Annotated in this window: 21 protein-coding genes; 6 read left to right on the forward strand and 15 right to left on the reverse strand. The window is 71.7% G+C overall.

Translation table 11 applies throughout. From position 1 onward, the window contains the following. Positions 1–339 precede the first annotated feature (339 nt). Both IE308_RS08375 and IE308_RS08380 read left to right on the forward strand, forming a co-directional pair. The gene (locus IE308_RS08375; RefSeq protein ID WP_110631783.1) at positions 340–1,011 is read left to right on the forward strand and encodes a potassium channel family protein; all 672 of its coding nucleotides are present in this window, start codon (positions 340–342) and stop codon (positions 1,009–1,011) included. Then, on the forward strand, positions 1,011–1,688 hold the full coding sequence (locus IE308_RS08380) for a potassium channel family protein (protein WP_110631780.1): 678 nt from the start codon (positions 1,011–1,013) through the stop codon (positions 1,686–1,688). The genes IE308_RS08375 and IE308_RS08380 overlap by 1 nt, the downstream gene beginning before the upstream one ends. Positions 1,689–1,801: 113 nt before the next feature. Here IE308_RS08380 and IE308_RS08385 read toward each other — a convergent pair whose 3' ends face one another. The 9 genes from IE308_RS08385 to IE308_RS08425 all read right to left on the reverse strand — a co-directional run bounded on the left by IE308_RS08385 (position 1,802) and on the right by IE308_RS08425 (position 10,577). Further along, on the reverse strand, positions 1,802–2,518 hold the full coding sequence (locus IE308_RS08385; RefSeq protein ID WP_110631777.1) for a DUF3159 domain-containing protein: 717 nt from the start codon (positions 2,516–2,518) through the stop codon (positions 1,802–1,804). Between the two features lie 3 nt (positions 2,519–2,521). Continuing rightward, positions 2,522–2,920: an OB-fold nucleic acid binding domain-containing protein gene (locus tag IE308_RS08390; RefSeq protein ID WP_093474051.1), complete on the reverse strand. Its 399-nt coding sequence runs from the start codon at positions 2,918–2,920 to the stop codon at positions 2,522–2,524. A gap of 43 nt (positions 2,921–2,963) precedes the next feature. After that, positions 2,964–3,677 carry a response regulator gene (locus IE308_RS08395; RefSeq protein WP_190217214.1) on the reverse strand — a complete coding sequence of 238 codons (714 nt, stop codon included), beginning with the start codon at positions 3,675–3,677 and terminating at the stop codon, positions 2,964–2,966. Beyond that, positions 3,671–6,250 (reverse strand): DUF4118 domain-containing protein, encoded by a 2,580-nt coding sequence (locus tag IE308_RS08400; protein ID WP_190217416.1) that lies wholly within the window; start codon positions 6,248–6,250, stop codon positions 3,671–3,673. The genes IE308_RS08395 and IE308_RS08400 overlap by 7 nt, the downstream gene beginning before the upstream one ends. Before the next feature lie 157 nt (positions 6,251–6,407). After that, positions 6,408–7,100, reverse strand: coding sequence for an ABC transporter ATP-binding protein (locus IE308_RS08405; protein WP_190217215.1), 693 nt, complete (start codon positions 7,098–7,100; stop codon positions 6,408–6,410). Between the two features lie 178 nt (positions 7,101–7,278). Further along, on the reverse strand, positions 7,279–8,460 hold the full coding sequence (locus IE308_RS08410) for an alginate lyase family protein (RefSeq protein WP_190217216.1): 1,182 nt from the start codon (positions 8,458–8,460) through the stop codon (positions 7,279–7,281). Between the two features lie 221 nt (positions 8,461–8,681). Next, the gene (locus IE308_RS08415) at positions 8,682–9,443 is read right to left on the reverse strand and encodes a DUF3710 domain-containing protein (protein ID WP_110631761.1); all 762 of its coding nucleotides are present in this window, start codon (positions 9,441–9,443) and stop codon (positions 8,682–8,684) included. Position 9,444: 1 nt separating this feature from the next. Then, positions 9,445–9,996: a dUTP diphosphatase gene (dut, locus tag IE308_RS08420; protein WP_110631758.1), complete on the reverse strand. Its 552-nt coding sequence runs from the start codon at positions 9,994–9,996 to the stop codon at positions 9,445–9,447. Next, positions 9,993–10,577 carry a PaaI family thioesterase gene (locus tag IE308_RS08425; RefSeq protein WP_190217217.1) on the reverse strand — a complete coding sequence of 195 codons (585 nt, stop codon included), beginning with the start codon at positions 10,575–10,577 and terminating at the stop codon, positions 9,993–9,995. Before IE308_RS08425 ends, dut begins: the two co-directional genes overlap by 4 nt. A 58-nt stretch (positions 10,578–10,635) precedes the next feature. Here IE308_RS08425 and IE308_RS08430 point away from each other — a divergent pair, with 58 nt between their 5' ends. After that, a complete protein-coding gene (locus tag IE308_RS08430) occupies positions 10,636–11,097 on the forward strand; it encodes a DUF3093 domain-containing protein (RefSeq protein ID WP_110631752.1) in 462 nt (153 codons plus the stop codon). 65 nt (positions 11,098–11,162) lie between these two features. On the opposite strand, the gene IE308_RS08435 is transcribed toward IE308_RS08430, so the two are convergent. The 4 genes from IE308_RS08435 to IE308_RS08450 all read right to left on the reverse strand — a co-directional run bounded on the left by IE308_RS08435 (position 11,163) and on the right by IE308_RS08450 (position 14,716). Beyond that, positions 11,163–12,104, reverse strand: a complete 942-nt coding sequence (locus IE308_RS08435) for a hypothetical protein (protein ID WP_110631749.1) — start codon at positions 12,102–12,104, stop codon at positions 11,163–11,165. Positions 12,105–12,117: 13 nt separating this feature from the next. Next, on the reverse strand, positions 12,118–12,414 hold the full coding sequence (locus IE308_RS08440; protein WP_043504706.1) for a DUF4193 domain-containing protein: 297 nt from the start codon (positions 12,412–12,414) through the stop codon (positions 12,118–12,120). A gap of 395 nt (positions 12,415–12,809) precedes the next feature. Continuing rightward, on the reverse strand, positions 12,810–14,057 hold the full coding sequence (locus IE308_RS08445) for a sensor histidine kinase (protein WP_190217218.1): 1,248 nt from the start codon (positions 14,055–14,057) through the stop codon (positions 12,810–12,812). A gap of 5 nt (positions 14,058–14,062) precedes the next feature. After that, on the reverse strand, positions 14,063–14,716 hold the full coding sequence (locus tag IE308_RS08450; protein ID WP_003993508.1) for a response regulator transcription factor: 654 nt from the start codon (positions 14,714–14,716) through the stop codon (positions 14,063–14,065). A gap of 485 nt (positions 14,717–15,201) precedes the next feature. Between IE308_RS08450 and IE308_RS08455 the strand changes: the two genes are divergently transcribed. Next, positions 15,202–15,375 carry a hypothetical protein gene (locus tag IE308_RS08455; protein ID WP_190217219.1) on the forward strand — a complete coding sequence of 58 codons (174 nt, stop codon included), beginning with the start codon at positions 15,202–15,204 and terminating at the stop codon, positions 15,373–15,375. An 83-nt stretch (positions 15,376–15,458) separates the two neighbouring features. On the opposite strand, the gene IE308_RS08460 is transcribed toward IE308_RS08455, so the two are convergent. Together IE308_RS08460 and IE308_RS08465 are read right to left on the reverse strand one after the other, a co-directional pair. Then, complete coding sequence (locus IE308_RS08460) at positions 15,459–16,265, reverse strand: inositol monophosphatase family protein (protein WP_190217220.1); 807 nt, start codon at positions 16,263–16,265, stop codon at positions 15,459–15,461. A gap of 8 nt (positions 16,266–16,273) precedes the next feature. Further along, entirely contained in the window at positions 16,274–17,401 is a 1,128-nt protein-coding gene (locus IE308_RS08465; protein WP_190217221.1) for a ferrochelatase, read from the reverse strand. A gap of 168 nt (positions 17,402–17,569) precedes the next feature. Here IE308_RS08465 and IE308_RS08470 point away from each other — a divergent pair, with 168 nt between their 5' ends. Together IE308_RS08470 and IE308_RS08475 are read left to right on the forward strand one after the other, a co-directional pair. Further along, positions 17,570–18,808, forward strand: coding sequence for an MFS transporter (locus tag IE308_RS08470; protein WP_190217222.1), 1,239 nt, complete (start codon positions 17,570–17,572; stop codon positions 18,806–18,808). After that, a complete protein-coding gene (locus IE308_RS08475; protein ID WP_190217223.1) occupies positions 18,768–20,087 on the forward strand; it encodes a D-arabinono-1,4-lactone oxidase in 1,320 nt (439 codons plus the stop codon). Before IE308_RS08470 ends, IE308_RS08475 begins: the two co-directional genes overlap by 41 nt. Positions 20,088–20,291 lie beyond the last annotated feature (204 nt).

Consider the following 20,291-nt stretch of genomic DNA (forward strand, 5'->3'; position numbering starts at 1 on the left):
GCCCACGCCGATCTGCCGCACGAGTGGAAACAAGCCCGCTGCGGGCCACGGATTCCGCAGGTGGGACGGCACGCGTGCCTAGATGTCCAGACCCCCGCAGTCACCGCACCCCGGAGGTCCCGTGCCCGCCCTCCCAGAGCTGATCGGCGCCGCCGTCGCCCTTCTCGGCCTCGGATTCCTCACCTCGCGCAGCGTGCGCAGCATCACGCGCCGCAGACCCCGCACCCCCGGTAACCCCGCACAGGGGTGCACACCGGGTACCACGCGTGTGTAGCTTGGTCGCCGGTCTGAGACCCTGTTTGAGCCACGTCAGAGACTCTTGACACCGGAAGGACGGTCGTGCACATCGTCATCATGGGCTGCGGCAGAGTGGGGTCCGCTCTCGCCCAGACCCTGGAGCAACAGGGGCACACGGTCGCCGTGATCGACCAGGACCCCACCGCCTTCCGACGCCTGGGCTCCTCGTTCGGCGGTCGCCGCGTCACGGGGGTCGGCTTCGACCAGGACACCCTGCGCGAGGCCGGCATCGAGGAGGCCGGCGCCTTCGCCGCGGTCTCCAGCGGCGACAACTCCAACATCATCGCCGCCCGTGTGGCCCGCGAGATGTTCGGCATCGAGAACGTCGCCGCCCGGATCTACGACCCCCGGCGTGCCGAGGTCTACCAGCGCCTGGGCATCCCGACCGTCGCCACCGTCCGCTGGACGGCCGACCAGATGCTGCGCCGGCTGCTGCCCTCGGGCGCCGAGCCGCTGTGGCGCGATCCCACCGGCGGGGTGCAGCTCGCCGAGGTGCACACCTCCGCCGCCTGGGTCGGCCACAAGATCAGCAAGCTGCAGGAGGAGACCGGCGTCCGCGTCGCGTTCCTGACCCGGCTCGGCGAGGCGATCCTGCCCACGTCGCAGACGGTGCTGCAGGAGGGCGACCTGGTGCACGTGATGATGCGGTCGGACGAGGTCGAGAAGGTCGAGGCGGCGTTCGCCAAGGGCCCTGAAGAGGAGGGCGGTCACTGATGAGGGTCGCCATTGCCGGTGCCGGCGCGGTGGGTCGCTCGATCGCGGGCGAGCTGCTGGAGAACGGCCACGAGGTCCTGCTGATCGACAAGGCGCCGACCGCGATCTCGGTCGAGCGCGTCCCGCAGGCGGAGTGGCTGCTCGCCGACGCCTGTGAGATCACCTCCCTGGACGAGGCGGCGCTCCAGCGCTGCAACGTCGTGATCGCCGCGACGGGCGACGACAAGGTGAACCTGGTCGTCTCCCTGCTGGCGAAGACGGAGTACGGCGTCCCGCGCGTCGTCGCCCGTGTGAACAACCCGAAGAACGAGTGGCTGTTCAACGAGTCGTGGGGCGTGGACGTCGCCGTCTCCACCCCGCGTCTGATGTCGGCCCTGGTGGAGGAGGCGGTGAGCGTCGGCGACCTGGTCCGGCTGCTGCGCTTCAGCCACGGCGACGCGAACCTGGTCGAGCTGACCCTGCCGGAGGAGTCGGCGCTGGCCGGCACGCAGGTCGGCGATGTGGAGTGGCCGCAGGACACCTCGCTGGTCACGATCATCCGCGGCACCCGGGTGCTCACCCCGTCCCGCGAGGACTCCCTGGAGGCGGGCGACGAGCTGCTGTTCGTCGCCGCGCAGGCCCGGGAGCAGCAGCTGGAGGACCTGCTGTCGGTACGCCGGGAGGACGCGGCGAGCTGATCCGCCGGGGGCCCGCACGGCCTGTGCGTCGGGCCGGGCACACGGCGATACGACGGCGAAGGGCGCCCCGGTTCCCCGGGGCGCCCTTCCGCTGGTGTGACCGACCGCGGGGCCTACTCGGCCGGCCGCGCCGCCCGCTCCCGCTCGGCCTTCTCCTCCGCCTCCATCTCCGCGAACACGTCGATCGGCGCGGGTGCCTTCGCCAGGAAGACCCAGGTCAGCCAGACGGCCAGCAGGAACGGCGGGATCTTCAGGGCGACCAGGACCCAGCCCAGCTGGGTGGTGTCGGCCCACCAGTACAGCGGGAAGAGCACCGCGCACTTGGCGAGCAGGATCAGACCCCACGCCCAACTGGCCTTGGCGTACGCCTTCTTGCGGCCGGGGTTGCGGGTGCGCCAGGACAGGTTCTCCTTGAAGACCGGGCCGAGGATCAGCCCGATCAGCGGGACACCGGCCAGCGTCGTGACGATGTACGCGAGGGCGAGGCCCAGCGTGTAGAGCATGCCCGGCAGGTAGAAGTCCTTGGCGTTGCCGGTCATCATCGCGAAGACGACACCGAAGGCCACACCGAAGACGCCGCTGAAGGCGTGCTTGACGGTGTCCTTCATGGCCAGGCGCACCACGACCAGGATCAGCGAGACCGCCAGCGCGGCGATCGCCGACAGGTGGAGGTCCTTGTTGATGGTGAAGATCGTGACGAAGAGCAGGCCGGGGAGCACGGTCTCGACCATGCCCCGCAACCCGCCGAACGCCTCGAACAGCGCGGCCTCCGTCACCGCCCGGGCGTCGTCCGCCGCTGTGTCTTCGGTCGGCTTGTCGAGGGACGTCACCGGCTACTCCCGTCCGAGGGGTCTCAGTTCGTACTTCGGATTGAACAGCACCCGGCGGCCCCGGCTCATCGAGATCCGGCCCGATGCGATCAGCTTGCGCCCCGGTTCTATCCCCACTATGGAGCGCCGGCCGAGCCACACCACGTCCAGCGCGGCGGAACCGTCGAAGAGTTCCGCCTCCAGGGCCGGGACGCCGGCCCGCGGACGCAGCGTGACCGTGCGCAAGGTACCAGTTACGGTGACGATCTGCCGGTCCCGGCAGTCGCCGATCTTCGTGCAGCCGGCGGTCTCCGCGTCCTCGCGCAGCTCCTCGGACTCCAGGTCCTCCTGCGACGAGGAGAGCCGGTCGAGCATGCGCCGGAACCGGCCGGCCGGCTTTTCGGAACGAGGAACAGCACTCATATCTGAAGCGTACCGGTGTGCACGGACAGTGCCGTAGCCCAGCTCATTTCTCGAACCGGTAGCCCATCCCCGGCTCCGTGATGAAGTGCCGGGGGTGCGAGGGGTCGGCCTCCAGCTTGCGCCGCAGCTGGGCCATGTAGACGCGCAGGTAGTTCGTCTCCGTCCCGTACGACGGCCCCCACACCTCCTGCAGCAGCTGCCGCTGGCCGACGAGCTTGTCCGCGTTGCGGACGAGCACCTCCAGCAGGTGCCACTCGGTCGGGGTGAGCCGTACGTCCCTGCCGCCGCGGTCCACCTTCTTCGCGGCGAGGTCGACGGTGAACTCCTCGGTCTCCACCGTCATGTCGGCCTCGTCCCCGACGGGCTCGGCGCGCCGTACGGCGGCCCGCAGCCGGGCCAGCAGCTCGTCCATGCCGAACGGCTTGGTGACGTAGTCGTCGGCGCCCGCGTCCAGCGCCTGGACCTTCTCGTCGGAGGAGTGCCGGGCGGAGAGCACCAGGATCGGCACCCTGCTCCAGCCCCGCAGCCCCTTGATCACCTGGACGCCGTCCATGTCGGGCAGGCCCAGGTCGAGGACGACCACGTCGGGCCGGCGGTCGGCGGCGACGCGGAGCGCGGTGGCGCCGTCGTGGGCCGTGTCGACGTCGTAGGCGCGTGCCTTGAGGTTGATCACGAGGGCGCGCACGAGCTGCGGCTCGTCGTCGATCACCAGCACCCTGGTGGGGGTCCGGGGGCTCCCCGCGGCGGGGCTCACCATGTGGTCTGCCTTTCCGGTCGGACGGCGGGGGGTACGGCGGCCGGTACGGCGCGCCGGAGCGGCTCGGCCGGGGCGGGCGAGGCGCGCAGGCCCAGCACCATGGTGAGGCCGCCGCCGGGGGTGTCCTCGGCGTGCAGGGTGCCGCCCATGGCCTCGGCGAAGCCGCGGGCGACGGCGAGGCCGAGACCGACCCCGGCGCCGCGCGGCGCGTCGCCGTACCGCTGGAAGGGCTCGAAGATGCGCTCCTTGGCCTCGTCCGGGACGCCGGGCCCGCGGTCGACGACCCGGACCTCGACCCGGTCGGCCATGGCACTGGCGAAGACCCTCACGCGCCCGTCGGGCGGGCTGTACTTGACCGCGTTCTCCACCAGGTTGGCCACCGACCGCTCCAGCAGCCCGGCGTCGACCCGCACGAACGGCAGCGTCTCGGGGACGTCCAGCTCCACGCTGCCCTCGGGGACACCGCCGAGCGCCATCGGCACCACCTCGTCCAGGTCGGTGTCCCGCACGAGCGGCAGGACCGTGCCGGTCTGCAGCCGGGACATGTCCAGCAGGTTGCCCACCAGGTGGTCGAGGCGGTCGGCGCCCTCCTCGATGCCGGCGAGCAGCTCCGCCCGGTCCTCCTCGGACCAGGCCACGTCGTCGGAGCGCAGCGAGGACACGGACGCCTTGATGCCGGCGAGGGGGGTGCGCAGGTCGTGGCTGACGGCGGCGAGCAGCGCGGTGCGGATGCGGTTGCCCTCGGCGAGTGCCCGCGCCCGGTCGGCCTCCTCGCGCAGCCGGGTCCGGTCCAGCACGACGGCGGCCTGCGCGGCGAACGCCGCCAGCACCCGGCGGTCCTCGGCGGGCAGCACCCGCCCGGTCAGCGCCAGCGCCATGTGGTCCCCGGCCGGCACGTCCACATCGGCATGCTCGGGCCGCTCGGGCGACCGCCCGGGTCCGGCCCGGCCGGCGCAGGTCCAGGGCGCCACGTCGCTCTCCCGCTCCAGCAGCGCCGCGGAATCCATGCCGAAGGTCTCCCGCACCCGCTCCAGCAGGGCCTCCAGTCCGGTCTCGCCGCGCAGGACGTTCCCAGCGAGGTAGGAGAGGATCTCCGCCTCCGCGCGCAGCCGGGCCGCCTGGTGGGTGCGCCGGGCCGCGAGGTCCACCACCGAGGCCACCGCGACCGCCACGCCGACGAATATCGCCAGGGCGAGGATGTTCTTCGGGTCGGCGATGGTCACCTGGTGCTTGGGCGGCGTGAAGAACCAGTTCAGCAGCATCGAGCCGACCGCCGCCGAGGCCACCGCCGGCAGCAGCCCGCCGAGCAGCGCCGCCGCCACCGTCAGTGTCAGGAACAGCAGCATGTCGTTGGTCAGGCCCAGGTCGAGGTCGACATGGCCGAGCAGCAGCGTGAGCAGCGCCGGGCCGGCCAGCCCGACCAGCCAGCCCGCGGCGATCCGCGACCGCCCGAGCCGCGCCCCGCGCGCCACAGGCAGCCCCCGCCCCCGGGCGACTTCGTCGTGGGTGACGATGTGCACGTCGAGGTCGGGCCCCGAGTCCCGGGCGACGGTCGCGCCGACGCCCGGCCCGAAGACGTACTGCCAGCTCTTGCGGCGGGAGGAGCCGAGCACGATCTGGGTGGCGTTCACGCCCCGGGCGAAGGCGAGCAGCGCCGCGGGGATGTCGTCGCCGACGACGTGGTGGAAGGTCCCGCCCAGCTCCTCGACCAGGGTCCGCTGGACCGCCAGCTCCTTCGGCGAGGCGGAGGTCAGTCGCTCGCTGCGGGCGATGTACACCGCGAGTACCTCCCCTCCGGCGCCCTTCTCGGCCAGCCGGGCGGCCCGCCGGATGAGCGTCCGCCCCTCCGGGCCGCCGGTCAGGCCGACCACGATCCGCTCCCGCGATCCCCAGATCGCCGACACGTGGTGCTCACTGCGGTAGCGCTGGAGGTACTCGTCGGCCCGGTCCGCCACCCACAGCAGCGCCAGCTCTCGCAGCGCGGTCAGGTTGCCGGGGCGGAAGTAGTTCGACAGCGCCGCGTCGACCTCGTCCGGCCTGCAGATGTTGCCGTGCGCCATCCGCCGGCGCAGGGCCTCCGGCGACATGTCGACCAGCTCGATCTGGTCCGCCCGGCGCACCACCTCGTCCGGCACCGTCTCCGGCTCCCGCACCCCGGTGATCGACTGCACCACGTCGCCCAGGGACTCCAGGTGCTGGATGCCGACCGTCGAGACGACGTCGATGCCGGCCGCCAGCAGTTCCTGCACGTCCTGCCAGCGTCTGGGGTTGCGGGCCCCCGGCGCGTTCGCGTGGGCCAGTTCGTCCACCAGCGCCACCTGGGGCCGGCGGGCGAGGACGGCGTCGACGTCCATGTCCGCGCGGCTGCCGTCCTCGTGGTCCGGCGGCCGGCACGGCACCTGCTCCAAACCGTGCAGCAGAGCCTCGGTGCGCGGCCGGCCGTGGTGCGCGACGCACGCCACCACGCAGTCGGTGCCCCGCGCCACCCGGCGGTGCGCCTCCGTCAGCATGGCGTAGGTCTTGCCGACGCCCGGTGCCGCACCGAGATAGATCCGAAGCGTGCCGCGTGCCATGGGTCCCATGTCTTTCCGTGCCTGTCGTCTGCGCAGCGTCGACCTTACGACCGGCCTTGTCCGCAAATGGGACGAGGGGGTCGGTCAGCGGACGTCTTTGACGCAACCCTGACGCGGGGAACGCGCCCCTGACGCGGCGGACGGCCCGACCCGCGCCTCACTGCTCCACGATCTCCCCGTCCCGCAGCTCCAGCACCCGGTCGGCGAGGTCGAGCAGGGTCGCGTCATGGGTGGCCACCAGGGCGGTGACCTGCTCGCTGCGGACCACCGCCCGCAGCAGTTCCATGACGGCGTGCCCGGTCTCCGCGTCGAGCTGGCCGGTGGGCTCGTCGGCTATGAGCAGGGCCGGAGCGTTGGCCAGGGCGCGGGCTATGGCGACGCGCTGCTGCTGTCCGCCGGACAGCTCGGTGGGCCGCTGCGCGGCGTGGTCGGCGAGGCCGACCAGCGAGAGCAGCAACTCCACGCGCTCCTCGCGTTCGCGGGGGTCGGCGCGGCGCATCCGCAGCGGCACGCCGACGTTCTCCGCGGCCGTGAGGATGGGGATGAGACCGAAGGACTGGAAGACGAACCCGATGCGGTCCCGGCGCAGGGCGAGCAGCCCCTCCTCCCCCAGCGCGGACAGGTCGCTGCCGTCCACGGTGACCCGGCCCCGGTCCGGGGTGTCGAGTCCGCCGACGATGTTGAGCAGCGTGGTCTTGCCGGAGCCGGAGCGCCCCTTGAGGGCGACGAGTTCTCCGCGCCCGACCTCGAAGGAGACGCCCCGCAGGGCGTGGACGACGGCGGGTTCGCGGCCGTAGGACTTGTGGACTTCTTCGACGCGGACCATCGTCTCGGTGACGACCTGGCTCATGTGCGCTCCCCCGTTTCGTGTCCCCCGTGGGCCGGGCGTCAGTATCGCGGCGGACGCCCGGCCCCTCAATGGTCTGCCGGCTCCGGGCCGGTTTCCCGCCCTTCACCTCTTCATCGGACGAGGCCCCCGGATCGGTTCACGGTCCGGCGGAAATTTCCGGCAGAGATCGCGCGGAGATTCAGGCGGGATTGTCCCCGTGCGTGAGCGTCTCCCAGGCCACGAAGAGGTTGTTGCTGCCGGCCGGGCGCTGCCGCTGGGTCAGCGTCCCGGTGTTGGTCATGGCGATGCCGAGGCGGTTGTGCAGCGCGTTGTAGCCGACCTCGGTGACCGGGCCGAGCCCGAGGTGGAGCGTGCCGCCGCACAGCCAGCTCGGCACGGCCGTCCCCAGCTCGTACTTGGCCTGGAAGCCCAGCGCCTGCCGCAGCCGTTCGCCGACGTCGGTGCCGTACAGGTCCTGCCCCTGGATGCGGCTGGTCTCGGCGACGTGGGAGATGGCGGAGATGCCGTACCCGGTGTGCGTGAAGTCGCGGCAGGTCTCCTGCGTGAGGCCGGTGACGAATGTCGACTGGCCCTGCCAGTACTTGACGATCTTGTCGCGGGTGTCGAGGTTCTGGCTCGGCACGGTCTTCGGCAGCTCGCCGTCGGAGGCGAGGTACACATAGGCCGCGGCGCGGGTGCGGAAGCGGGCCATGGCCTTGTCGTAGGACGTCCGGTCCTCCAGGAAGACGGAGATGCCGATCGCGGCCTCCGTCATGGACAGCTCCCAGTTGCCGTTGGAGTTCGAGCCGTTGATCACCTCGGGCAGGTAGACGTCGCGCAGCATGGTCGCGAAGCGCCCGGAGTTCGCCCAGCCGCCGCCGTAGGTGTACTTGATGATCTCGGCGGCCCGTGGCCAGGTGGAGCCGGCCCAGCCGGTCTGGAGGGGCGCGTTGCTGTTGGTGTGGTCCTGGATCACCGCGGACCAGGCGTCCATCAGCTGGATGGACTTCCTGGCGTAGCGCTCGTCGCGGGTGACGTACCAGGCGAGGGCGTCGGTGTAGGCGGCGAGCGCGTCCTCGCGCTCGTCGGTGCAGCCGTAGTTGGGGTTGGAGTAGGAGCCGCACTCGACGATCGCGCGCGGCTTGGGGGTGCGGTTCAGGTCGGCGTACTTGCTCGCCAGCATCTGGTCGAAGGCCCCTTTCCACGGCTGGACCCCGGCCTGCACCTGGGTGCGGGCGAAGTCGAGCTGGGCGCGGGAGACGGTGACGCCGGGGTGCGCGAAGACGGTGGGGGCGGAGTGGGCGGCGGGGGCGGTGAGGGCGCCGAGCAGCAGGGCGGCCGCGGCTGTGGTGGCGGCTGCGAGCAGGGGGGTACGACGCACAGCGACTCCGTTCGTCTATGTGAACGATGAGCGCCTTTATGAACGTAGGCGTAGCCGGAGACCATAGGTACGGACCAATACGCCGTCAAGGGTTCCGGCACGCGCCGCCGTCCCCGCCCGGACGGGCGAAAGGGCGCCCACCGTCCATGTCCGGACAGACGAAAGGGCCGCATCCCGTCGTCGGGATACGGCCCTGGAGTGCCGGTGCGCCCGGCGGGACCTCAGCGGACCTCGGTGATCTCCGGACCGCGCTGGAGCTGCCCCATGCCACCGGAGAACCGGGAGCCGGCCTCCTCCTGCTGGACGCCCTCGGGCACCATCTGGGCGTCGTTCGGGAGCTTGAGCACGATCGGGTCGCGCGGGGCCATCGGGCCCTCGCCGCGGACGACGACCGTGTCCCGGAAGATCTGCTCCAGCAGACCCGCGGCCTGCGGCTGCACCGCGCCCTGGCCCGAGATCACACCGCGCAGGAACCAGCGCGGTCCGTCCACACCCACGAACCGGACCACCTGGAAGCCGCCCGTGCCGTCCGGCAGCTGCACCGGCACCTGGGCGCGCAGCTCCCAGCCGAGCGGGCCCTCGACCTCGTCGACGATGCCACCCTGCTGGGTGATGCCGGAGGCGATCTCCTCGCGCACCTCGCCCCAGATGCCCTCGCGCTTGGGCGCGGCGAAGGCCTGGAGCTGGATCGCGCTGTCGCGCAGCACGACGGTGGCGGCGACGATCGCGTCACCCGCGACCTCGACCCTGAGTTCCATGCCGTCGACGCCGGGCACGAACAGACCGCCGAGGTCCACCCGCCCCTCGCCCGGGTCGCGTACCTCGGAGCTGTCCCAGGGCCCGTCGGGCCGCGGCTCGGGCTCGAGCCTCACCCGCTCGCGGCCGCCCTCGTCGTCCGCCTCGGTGTCGACGCTGTCGACGACCTGCTCGGCCTCGCCGGCCGCGTCCTCGGCGGCATCCCTCTTCTTGCGACGTCCGAACACGTCACTGTCCTTCCCGGTCGGATACGACCGAAGCGTATCGATTCCCACCCGTCGGGCCGCCCTCGGCGACCTGACCGCTTGTGCCGCTCGCGCCGCCCACCGCGGCATGACCCCCGGTGGACCCGAAGCCCCCCTCGGCCCGCGCCGAGTCGGGAAGCTCCGCCACCTCCTGGAAGCGGACCCTCTCGACCTGCTGGACGACCAGTTGGGCGATCCGGTCGAAGCGCTCGAACCGCACGGACTCGCGCGGGTCGAGATTCACCACGATCACCTTGATCTCCCCACGGTACCCGGCATCAACCGTCCCCGGGGCATTCACCAGGGCGACACCGCACCGGGCGGCGAGACCGGACCGCGGGTGCACGAACGCCGCGTACCCCTCCGGGAGGGCGACAGACACACCGGTGGGCAGGACGGCCCGTTCGCCGGGGGCCAGTTCGCACGCCTCGGTGGTCCGCAGATCGGCCCCCGCGTCGCCGGGATGCGCATACGTCGGAAGCGGTACGTCCGGATCGACGCGCCGGATCAGCACCTCGACGGGGCCGCGGCTCACGGGTTCACCTCGAAGGCGCGGGCGCGGCGGATCTGGTCCGGGTCGCTCATGGCGGCCTGGATCTCCTCCTTGCGGCCGTGGTCGATGAAGTGGTCGACCTTGACCTCGATGAAGAGGGCGTCGGCCCGCACGGCGACGGGCCCGTCGGGGCCGCCGATGCGTCCGGTGGCCGTCGAGTAGATCTTGCGGCCGGCCACGGCGGTCACCTCGGCCTGGAGGTGGAGCGTGGTGCCGACCGGCACGGGCCGCACGAAGTCGGTCTCCAGCCGTCCGGTGACGGCGATCGTGCGCAGCAGCCAGTTCAGCGAGCCGAGGGTCTCGTCGAGGGCGGTGGCCAGGACGCCGCCGTGGGCCAGACCGGGAGCGCCCTGGTGGGCGGGCTGCACGGTGAACTCGGCGGTGATGCTGACGCCCTGACCGGCGCGGGCCGCCAGGTGCAGTCCGTGTGCCTGCCCGCCGCCGCAGCCGAAACAGTGTTCGTAGTGGGCGCCGAGGAGTTCGCCCGGGGCGGGTGCCTCGGGGTGGCGCACCGGTTTCACGGCGTCGGCCGGGGGCTGAAGGGCTGGGGAAGTACCACTCACAGGCGCAGACCTTACCCGCGCGCCGGCACAGTCCGGACACCGTGCCAAGCTTGGCTCCATGCAGCACTCCGCCACCCCGTACGAAGAACGCCTCACCGCCCCCCGCTCGTGGTGGCTGATCTCCTTCCTGGTGGGCCTCGCCCTGGCGCTGATCCTGCTGCCCTTCGGCACGCTGCCGATGCTGGGCGGGCTGGTCGGCGGGACCGCGGCGGCGGCCGTGACGGCCAGCGCGTACGGCTCGGTCCGCATCCGCGTGGTGGGCGACCTGCTGATCGCGGGCGAGGCGAAGATCCCGGTGGCGGCCCTGGGCGACGCGGAGATCCTTGACGCCGAGGAGGCGCGCGCCTGGCGCACCTACAAGGCCGACACACGCGCCTTCCTGCTGCTGCGTGCCTACGTCCCCACGGCACTGAAGGTCGAGGTCACCGACCCGGCCGACCCGACGCCGTACCTGTACCTGTCGACGCGGGAGCCGGAGCGGCTGGCGCAGGCGCTGCAGGCGGCGAGGGCCGCCGCGTAAAGCGCGGGCCGCCTTCCCCGAGGTGAGGCCGCCGCACGGCGGCAACGCTCCGGGCCCGGGTCAGGTCACCCGAGGTCCTTGGTGATCTCGTCCATGCTCACCGGCTTGTCGGGCTGCTCCAGCGGCGGCAGGCCGGACAGCTCCTCCCAGGGCACCTGGATCTTGCGCAGGTCACCCCGGATGCGCGCGGCGAGCTTTCTGGTCTCGCGCCGGTTCATGAGGGCGCCCACCGCCGCCCCGACCATGAACGGCATGAGGTTGGGCAGGTCGCGCACCAGCCGCTTCATGATCTGCTGGCGCAGTTCGCGCTTCATCTGGCCGCCGAGAGCGGAGTTGAACGTCGACGGCTTCATCACGTCGATACCGCGCTCACCCGACCACGAGCGCAGGTAGAGGGTGCTGCGCTCCTTGAGGTTGCCGGGCGGGCGTACGCCGTACACCTCGTGGAGTTCGGCGATGAGCTTCAGCTCGATCGCCGCCACGCCGGTGATCTCCGCGGCCAGTTCGGTCGGCATCGCGGGCGGCACGGGCAGCATGGCGGCGGCGCCGACGCCGGCGCCGACCGTGGAGGTCGCGCGGGCCGCGCCCGCCACGAGCTTGTCCGCGAGCTGTTCGGGGCCGAGGCCCGGGAACTGCCGGCGGAGCGTCGCGAGGTCCCGCACGGGCACGCGCGGGGCCAGCTCGATGATCCGGTCGGCGAGGTACGACAGCCCGGCCCTGGCGCGGCTGCCGCCCTTGCGGGCGCCCTCCCGGGCCAGGTCCCCGGCCTTGTGCCGGATCGCCGCCGTCCTGCGCCTCGCTACGGGCGCAGGACGCTGCGCAGGCGCCGGGACGCCGTCCCGGTCGCCCGTCGTTTCGAGCGAGGCCGTCCCCGACGATCCTGTGGAGGACGTCGTACCGGTGTGGCCTCGCTCGTCGTCACGCACGCCGTGGGGGCCGTCGGACGGCCCCGGGTCCGCTTTCCACCGTGGGAAGCGGCGCTTCCGGGAAGGGGTCGAGCCAGTCACGGCCGACCCGTCCTCAGTCGCAGTCGCGGCAGATCGGCTGACCGTTCTTCTCCCGGGCCAGCTGGCTGCGGTGGTGCACCAGGAAGCAGCTCATGCAGGTGAACTCGTCCTGCTGCTTGGGCAGGACCCGAACAGCCAGCTCCTCGTTGGACAGGTCGGCGCCGGGGAGCTCCAGGCCCTCCGCGGCCTCGAACTCGTCGACGTCGACCGAGGACGCGGACTTGTCGTTCCGCCGGGCCTTCAGTTCTTCCAGGCTGTCCGAGTCGACGTCGTCGTCGGTCTTGCGTGGGGTGTCGTAGTCGGTTGCCATGTCGCTCTCCCCCTCCGGGTGTCTGCGGGTGTCTCCAGCGCACGTAACGCGTGAGAGGCCGGACTTGTGCCCGACCCGAGGCGGAGATTTTGCCTCACATCAAGGTCTGTTACTCAATCGACACCCAACCGGACTCCTCAAGAGTGATCGGCTTGGATGGCGAACGGGACCGTACACGGTCCGTATGCCGCACTTCAAAGGCGTCTCACCGTGTACTTCCCGTGATCAGGACCCCCGAAAACCCGGACTTTCCAGGCTTTCCGGCGCTGGTCATGATCACGGAGAGTAGATGGCCGGAAATTCGTCCTTGTGATCGATCACACACGGAGAGGACCGCCGAGTACCCGGGAAATTCAGCGCAAAGCGAACATCCCCGCGTGTGTCGCGACATGATCTCAGAGAGGCAGGGTGACCCGCATCTCCAGCCCACCCCCCTCACGCGGCGTGGCCGAGATGTGCCCGCCGTGCGCCCGCGCCACGGACCGGGCGATGGACAGGCCCAGGCCCACACCCTTGTCGCTGCCCGTACGGTCCGTGCGCAGCCGACGGAACGGCTCGAAGAGGTTGTCGATCTCGTACGCCGGCACGACCGGCCCGGTGTTCGACACCACGAGGACCGCCTGGCCGTGCTGGACCTCGGTGGTGACCTCGACCCAGCCGCCCTCGGGGATGTTGTAGCGCACGGCGTTCTGCACCAGGTTCAGGGCGATCCGCTCCAGCAGGACGCCGTTGCCCTGGACCACCGCGGGCTCGCGCTTGCCGCGGATCTCGACGCCCTTGTCCGCCGCCTCGCCGTGCACCTGGTCGAGGGCCTGTCCCGCCACCTCGGCGAGGTCGACCGGCTTGCGCTCGACGATCTGGTTCTCGCTGCGGGCGAGCAGCAGCAGTCCCTCCACGAGCTGCTCACTGCGTTCGTTCGTCGCCAGCAGGGTCTTGCCGAGCTGCTGGAGCTCCATCGGGGCGCCGGGATCGGACAGGTGCACCTCCAGCAGCGTGCGGTTGATCGCCAGCGGGGTGCGCAGCTCGTGCGAGGCGTTGCCGACGAAGCGCTGCTGGGCGGTGAAGGCGCGCTGCAGGCGCTCCAGCATCTCGTCGAAGGTGTCGGCCAGCTCCTTCAGCTCGTCGTCCGGGCCGTCCAGCTCGATACGGCGGGACAGGTCGGAACCGGCCACCGCGCGTGCCGTGCGCGTGATCCGGCCCAGCGGGGACAGCACCCGGCCGGCCATCGCGTAGCCGAACGCGAACGCGATCACCGCCAGGCCCAGCAGGGCCAGCAGGGAACGGCTGAGCAGGTGGTCCAGCGCGACCCGGCGCTGCTGGTCGATGCAGGCGCTGATGGCCGCGTTGAACTCCGGCAGCGTCAGGTCGCCGGTGGTCACGGCCGGGCAGTTGTCGCTGGTGACCTTGATGTTCTGACCGCCGACGATCTTGAACAGCGGTTCGTTCCCCGTGTTCAGCGCCTGGGCGGCCAGCAGATAGATGATCGACAGCAGCAGGATGCCGGCGATCAGGAACATGCCGCCGTACAGCAGCGTGAGCCGTATGCGGATCGTCGGTCGCAGCCAGGGGAAGGCAGGCTCCGGCCTGCGGGGGTCCCAGGTGGGCTTCGGCGGCGCCTGGGGAGGCGCGGGAGTGGCGGCCACGCGGATCAGATCCGGTAACCCGAGCCGGGAACGGTGACGATCACCGGGGGCTCGCCGAGCTTGCGGCGGAGCGTCATGACCGTCACGCGCACCACGTTGGTGAACGGGTCGGTGTTCTCGTCCCAGGCCTTCTCCAGCAGCTGCTCGGCCGAGACCACGGCGCCCTCGCTGCGCATCAGGACCTCCAGGACGGCGAACTCCTTCGGGGCGAGCTGCACCTCCTTGCCGTCCCGGAAGACCTCGCGGCGGTTGGGGTCGAGCTTGATCCCGGCGCGCTCCAGCACCGGGGGCAGCGGCACACTCGTCCGCCGGCCGAGCGCACGCACGCGTGCGATGAGCTCGCTGAACGCGAAGGGCTTCGGAAGGTAGTCGTCGGCGCCGATCTCCAGACCCTCCACCCGGTCGCTGACGTCGCCGGACGCCGTCAGCATCAGCACGCGCGTGGGCATGCCGAGTTCGACGATCTTCCGGCAGACGTCGTCGCCGTGCACGAGCGGGAGGTCGCGGTCGAGGACGACCACGTCGTAGTCGTTGACGCCGATGCGCTCCAGGGCGGCCGCACCGTCGTACACGACGTCGACGGCCATGGCCTCCCGGCGCAGTCCGGTGGCCACCGCATCGGCGAGCAGCTGCTCGTCCTCGACGACGAGTACGCGCACGTCGCTTGTCCTTCCTCGGAACCGCCCGGGGCCATGACGGCACGCGGGCGGGAAATGCTGACGGGTTTGCTGGTCTCCATCCTGCCGCTTTCGGTCATAAACCGGTGGTAAGCCGAACTCCGGTGATCTTGAAGGGGAGGTGGGGGAATGCGGCGGCGGGCGGCGGGCAGGTGTCCCGCGGGAACGCCCGGCGGCCGGTGATCGTGCCGTCGCTGTGAACGGCCGCTCCCAGATTTCTTGGCGCCCGGAGGTTTCCGCGGTGTGGCCCGGGGGGAGGACGGCTTTACACCCCGCGATCACGCTCTGCTTGTGCCGCAGCACCATGCGGTACGTCGCTGTCCGCTTCCGCAGAGCGGGCGTGGGTGTCCGGCACCGTCGCCGCCCGGCTCGGGCAGCGCTGGGCACCTACGGGAGACGTGATCGCCCCTTCTTGATCGGCACACCCCCGTGCCACCGACCCACGACCCAGGACGAGGGGGCGCAGCATGGACGCATTCACCGCAGGACTTCTGCAGCGCATAAAGGCGACCGAGTCCGACCTGACGCGGGCTCGTGACGAGGGCGACGACTTCCTTGTCGAGGTGGAGCAGTCGGAGCTCGACGACCTGCGCCGCCTGGCCGCCGAACACGGTGTGGAAGTCGGCGCGTACAGCGTCTGACCCGGCCCACGGCACGACAGCAGACCCCCGGCGGGATCCAGCGCCGGGGGTCTGCTGCTGTCCGGGGGTCCTGAACGGTGGGGTCAGGCGCCGAAATCCACCAGAAGCCGCTGGAGGGGCTGGAAGACGGCCGGAGTGGCGGCGAGTGCGAGGGCGGCCGACGGGCGCTCTCCGGGGCGTCCACCGGTCACCGCGCCCGCTTCCCGGGCGATCAGGTCGCCCGCCGCGAGGTCCCACGGGTGCAGCCCGCGCTCGTAGTAGCCGTCCAGGCGGCCGGCGGCCACGTCGCACAGGTCGATCGCGGCCGAGCCGCCGCGGCGGATGTCCCGGACCAGCGGGACCAGCCGCCGGACCACCTCGGCCTGCTGCTCGCGGACATCGGCCACGTAGTTGAACCCCGTCGAGACGAGGGCCTGGTCCAGGGGGGCCGCGGGGCGGCAGGACAGGCGGCGCTCGCCGTCCCAGGCGCCGGTGGCCCAGGCGCCGCCGCCCAGGACCGCGTGGTACGTCTCGCCGCGCATCGGGGCGGCGACGACGCCCGCGACGGTCTCGCCGTCCTGCTCGGCCGCGATGGAGACGGCCCAGGTGGGCAGCCCGTAGAGGTAGTTGACCGTGCCGTCGAGCGGGTCGATCACCCAGCGGATGCCGGTGCTGCCCTCGGTGGTGCCGCCCTCCTCGCCGAGGACGCCGTCGTCGGGGCGGCGCTCGGCGATCAGGCCCGTGATCAGCTTCTCCGCCGCGATGTCCATCTCGGTCACCACGTCGACGGGGCTCGACTTGGTGTCGGCGACAGCGAGGTCGGCCGGGCGGCCGTCCCTGAGCAGGTCACCGGCGCGCCGGGCGGCCTCCAGGGCGATCTCCAGCAGGTCCTTGTGCAGGGGGTCGGTCACAGGTCTCCTCACGCGTAGGGGCTGTCGGCGCCCGCGGCGGCGGGACGGGGGGCGCGGGCCGGGCAGCAGCCGACCGGGCACAGGTCGTGGCTCGCGCCCAGCGCGCCGAGGGCGCAGGGGGTGACCCGCTCGCCGCGCTCGGAGCGGGCGCGTTCGAGGATCAGGTCACGGACCGCGGCGGCGAAGCGCGGGTCGGCGCCCACGGTGGCGGAGCGCCGCACCGGCAGGCCCAGTTCGGCGGCCTTGGCGGTGGCCTCCGTGTCGAGGTCGTACAGGACCTCCATGTGGTCGGAGACGAAGCCGATGGGGGCCATGACGACGGCCGGGACGCCCGCGGCGTGCCGCTCCTCCAGGTGGTCGCAGATGTCCGGCTCCAGCCACGGGATGTGCGGGGCGCCGGAACGGGACTGGTAGACGAGCTGCCAGGGGTGGTCGACGCCGGTGCGCTCGCGGACGGCGTCGGCGATCAGCCGGGCCACGTCCAGGTGCTGCCTGACGTACGCCCCGCCGTCGCCGTGGTCCTCCGCCGGGCCGGAGGTGTCGGCTGCGGACGTCGGGATGGAGTGCGTGGTGAAGGCAATGTGGGCGCCGGAGCGCACCTCCTCGGGCAGGTCGGCCAGGGAGCGCAGGACGCCCTCGATCATCGGCTCGACGAAGCCCGGGTGGTTGAAGTAGTGGCGCAGCTTGTCGATCTTCGGCAGGCCGAGGCCCTCGGCCTCCAGCGTGGCGAGCGCGTCGGCCAGGTTCTCGCGGTACTGCCGGCAGCCCGAGTAGGAGGCGTACGCGCTCGTGGCCAGGACGAGGATGCGGCGGCGGCCGTCGCGCACCATCTCGCGCAGGGTGTCGGTGAGGTACGGCGCCCAGTTGCGGTTGCCCCAGTAGACCGGCAGGTCCAGGCCGTGGTCGGCGAAGTCCTTGCGGAGGGCGTCCAGCAGGGCGCGGTTCTGGTCGTTGATCGGGCTGACCCCGCCGAAGAGGAAGTAGTGCTGCCCGACTTCCTTCAGGCGTTCCTTGGGGATGCCGCGTCCTCGCGTCACGTTCTCCAGGAACGGGACCACGTCGTCCGGGCCCTCCGGGCCGCCGAAGGAGAGCAGGAGCAGGGCGTCGTAGGGAGTGGCATCGAGCGCGTCTGGCATGACTCGATCCTGCCACCCGCCACTGACAGCGGGAAAACGGCGGTGGCGTGCCCCGACGTGACCGGCGGGCCGTGCGGAGAGGGGCCCGGTAAACCAGGTGCGTAAGGGTGCCCTTACCCGTAAGCTGTATCGACCATCTACGCGCCTTACGGACCCTCCGGAGACCCCGTGCCCAGCCCCTACCGCGCCCTGTTCGCCGCCCCCGGCACCAAGGGCTTCGCCGCCGCGGGCTTCATCGGCCGTATGCCGCTGTCGATGATGGGCATTGGCGTGGTCACGATGATCTCCCAGCTCACCGGGCGGTACGGGCTCGCGGGCGGGCTGTCGGCGACCATCGCGCTGGCGGCGGCGGTGCTCGGGCCGCAGGTGTCCCGGCTGGTGGACCGGCACGGGCAGCGCCGGGTGCTGCGCCCGGCGACGCTGGTGGCGCTCGCCGCGTCGGCGGGGCTGCTGCTGACCGCGCACTACGGCTGGCCGGACTGGCTGCTGTTCGTGTGCGCCGTCGGCATCGGCGCGGTGCCCAGCCTCGGCGCGATGATCCGGGCCCGCTGGGCGGCGCTGTACCGGGGCACGCCCCGACTGCACACCGCCTACTCGTTCGAGTCCGTGGTCGACGAGGTCTGCTTCATCTTCGGGCCGATCATCTCCATCGGGCTGTCCACGGCGTGGTTCCCGGAGGCGGGGCCGCTGCTGGCGGCCGGCTTCCTGGCGGTGGGCGTGTTCTGGCTGACCGCGCAGCGGGCCACCGAGCCCGCGCCGCATCCGCGTGAGCGGCACGGCGGCGGCTCGGCGCTGCGCGCGGCCGGGCTCCAGGTGCTGGTGGCCACGTTCGTGGCGACCGGCGCGATCTTCGGGGCCGTCGACGTGGTCACCGTGGCCTTCGCCGAGGAACAGGGCCACAAGGCCGCCGCGAGCGTGGTGCTGGCGCTGTACGCCGCGGGATCGTGTGTGGCGGGGATCGTGTTCGGGCTGCTGCACTTCACCGGGGCGCCCGCCCGCCGCTGGCTCCTGGGCGTATGTGCCATGGCCGTGAGTATGATCCCCCTCCTACTGGTCGGAAACTTGCCGTTTCTGGCCGTGGCGCTCTTCGTGGCGGGCCTGTCCATCGCACCCACGATGATCACGACGATGTCCCTGATCGAAGAGCACGTACCACGCGCGCATCTGACCGAGGGCATGACCTGGGTGAGCACCGGGCTCGCGGTCGGCGTCGCGCTCGGCTCGTCGGCGGCCGGCTGGGTGATCGACGCGGCCGGCGCACGGGCCGGGTACGGGGTTCCGGCGGTGTCCGGGGCCGTCGCGGTCGCGGTCGGTTTCCTCGGGTACCGCCGGCTCAGCAGGCCGGTTCCGCGTCGGGGAGGCACCGTTGAGCAGCACAGCGAGCGGCAAGAACGGCACGTGGCGTAACTGGGGCGGCAATGTGTCGGCCCGCCCGGCGCGGGAGGTCACGCCCGCCTCCGTCGACGAACTCGCGGCGGCCGTCCGGCAGGCCGCCGAGGACGGGCTGCGGATCAAGGCGGTCGGGACGGGGCACTCGTTCACGTCGATCGCGGCGACCGACGGCCTGTTGATACGTCCTCAACTGTTGACCGGTATCCGCAAGATCGACCGGGACGCCATGACCGTCACGGTGGAGGCGGGTACGCCGCTCAAGAGACTCAATGTGGCCCTGGCCCGCGAGGGACTGTCGCTCACCAACATGGGCGACATCATGGAGCAGACGGTCTCCGGCGCCACCAGCACCGGCACGCACGGCACCGGCCGCGACTCCGCTTCGATCGCCGCCCAGATCAGGGCGCTGGAGCTGGTCACCGCCGACGGCTCGGTGCTCACCTGCTCCGAGAAGGAGAACCCGGACGTCTTCGCCGCCGCCCGCATCGGACTCGGCGCCCTCGGCGTCGTCACCGCGATCACCTTCGCCGTGGAGCCGCTCTTCCTGCTCACCGCGTGCGAGGAACCGATGCCGTTCGAGCAGGTGCTCGCCGACTTCGACGAACTGTGGGCGGAGAACGAGCACTTCGAGTTCTACTGGTTCCCGCACACCGGCAGCACCAACACCAAGCGCAACAACCGCAGCGCCGGCCCCGCCCAGCCGGTGGGGCAGCTCAAGGGCTGGTTCGAGGACGAGTTCCTCTCCAACGGCGTCTTCCAGGTGGCCAACTGGGTCGGCCGTGCGGTGCCCGCCACGATCCCGTCGATCGCCCGGATCTCCAGCCGGGCGCTGTCCGCGCGGACGTACACCGACATTCCCTACAAGGTCTTCACCTCGCCGCGCCGGGTGCGGTTCGTGGAGATGGAGTTCGCCGTCCCGCGCGAGGCCGTCGTCGAGACGCTGCGCGAACTGAAGGCGATGGTGGACCGCTCCGGCCTGCGCGTCAGCTTCCCCGTCGAGGTGCGCACCGCCCCGGCCGACGACATCACCCTCTCGACGGCGTCGGGCCGCGACAGCGCCTACATCGCGGTGCACATGTTCCGCGGCACGCCCTACCAGCGGTACTTCACCGCCGCCGAGCGCATCTTCACCGCGCACGAGGGACGACCGCACTGGGGCAAGGTGCACACCCGGGACGCGGAGTACTTCGCGCAGGTCTACCCGCGCTTCGGCGAGTTCACCGCGCTGCGGGACCGGCTGGACCCGGAGCGGCGGCTCCAGAACGACTATCTGCGCCGGGTCCTGGGGGCGTAGCCGAGGCGCGGGGCGGGCATGGCACCTCTCGTGGGTTTACGTGAAGTACGCCACTTTCAAGATCGCGCAATCCCGCAACGGGCGGCCGAGTCCGTCCCCTTACGAGAAGTTGGGCGGCGCGCCAATCCACGCACGTGGCCCAAATGGAGTACTGTTGCGAGCCCTGGGTCCGGTCTCCCGCCAGGGCGTCCGGGGCCTTGCTGG

The organism is Streptomyces griseosporeus (genome assembly GCF_014656055.1).
Lineage (GTDB): Bacteria > Actinomycetota > Actinomycetes > Streptomycetales > Streptomycetaceae > Streptomyces > Streptomyces griseosporeus.